General features: G+C 45.9%; 2 protein-coding genes. One reads left to right on the top strand and one right to left on the bottom strand.

Annotated elements, in window-relative coordinates; genetic code table 11:
• The first annotated feature begins 236 nt into the window (after window positions 1-236).
• Entirely contained in the window at window positions 237-1,235 is a 999-nt protein-coding gene (locus H0248_RS21270) for a hypothetical protein (RefSeq protein ID WP_180787395.1), read from the top strand.
• A 13-nt stretch (window positions 1,236-1,248) separates the two neighbouring features.
• Here the strand turns inward: H0248_RS21270 and H0248_RS21265 are convergent.
• The coding region (locus H0248_RS21265) for a type IV secretion system protein (protein WP_219609334.1) at window positions 1,249-1,454 on the bottom strand (206 nt) is incomplete at its 5' end.

Here is a 1,454-nt window from a genome sequence, read left to right as displayed (position 1 = left end):
AAATACCACCGGACATGGTGCCTCACTTCAGAAAAGAACAGATGGGGAATAAAAGATTAGTGATAGTCTCCTTTGCAAGGGGCGCCCAGACGTATTGCTCTGATCAGAGTTCTAGCAATCCATTAGAAAAACAGTAACAGTCCTACAAAATGCCAGACGTCTGCATTGGATTTGGCAGTGCGATCATTAAAATTGAGATTGGTACTATTCTCAGAACAGCGATAAGGCACTGAACCTTGAAAAACAAAATTGATCAGTTCAGAGATGGCGCTAAGGTCATCGAAATTTTAGATGTGGACGACCAGACGCCTTTACGTTTCATGTTTGGGACACCGGAAGGTCTTTATGTTGTAAAGGATAAAAGTATTTTCCTGATGCAAAAGGCCGATCACATCGATCCTGAGCGAACCAATATCAATGTGAGCGATGTTTATCAGAAGGTGTTTTCCTACGGTTTTGATAATCCGATTGTCGGGAAAATACTCGTTTCCGGCGAAAGGTTGTTTAGTTCCGGATTTATGAGAGATGTCATTTCGCAAGAAACAGCGATGGGACTCATCCTCAAAGGGACAGGCATCCTCTGTGAGATTCACGACCTGACCGAGAAGGTTTTCGAACAGATTTCAGAAGTCGCAGATGCGGGTGGGCCAAGCGGAAATAATAAAGGACAAAAGTTGCCTCATACGTCCAATCTGCATACAAACATTGACATTTATATAAGGCTAGCCGACAACCTACGACAGGTGTTGACCGATTTTCTTGTGTCAATTTATAAGCCGACGGAAGGAAAGAGGCTGCTGGAAAATCTGAGAACTACCATTCACCAAAAACACGGTGATATCCACGGATTCTGTGTGTTCTTCGACAAACTGATCTCAGTGATGTGCTTTATACGAGAGCTACGCAATGCCTGGGAGCATCCGAAAGCCGGTCAGAAAGTTGCCTGGAAAGACTTCACGATGAAACCCGATGGCAGGATTTATTCGCCGACAATCGAACTCATTAGCGATAAATATCAACAAGATGAGATGGATCTTGGTACATTTATGAGGCAATGCACCGCGATACTCATCGAGCAGTTGGAGGCCCTGATTGGCAACGCATGTGCTGCCAACTGTTCCTTCGGTGGCTTTAAATGTGGTGTGATGGAGTTACCTAAGGCGTGCCGTCCACACCCTGAAGCACGCTTGACCTGTGCAGTATTTCTCAATGGACAATGGCAACCAATCGGGTAGTTCTTTAACCTCCCTATAGAGAGTTCAGATCGGCAACGGGCGCAGTTAATTGCTGTTGCTCAAAGGCTTTCTGTTTTTGCTGCTCCAGCAGTGTTGCTCGCTGTTCAGCCTGTTTGACTGACATTTCCCACTGGCTGGTGAGCGCATTCAATTGTACGCTTTTGGCCGCGATGGCGTTAGCCAGGTCCTGTGACTCTTCATGGCCTTTTTCTCCAGCGG

Source organism: Pectobacterium brasiliense (assembly GCF_013449685.1).
In the GTDB taxonomy this organism is placed as follows: Bacteria; Pseudomonadota; Gammaproteobacteria; order Enterobacterales; family Enterobacteriaceae; genus Pectobacterium; species Pectobacterium brasiliense_A.
The sequence above is the reverse complement of the archived record's forward strand: the minus strand, read 5'-3'. Positions and strand labels throughout refer to the sequence as shown.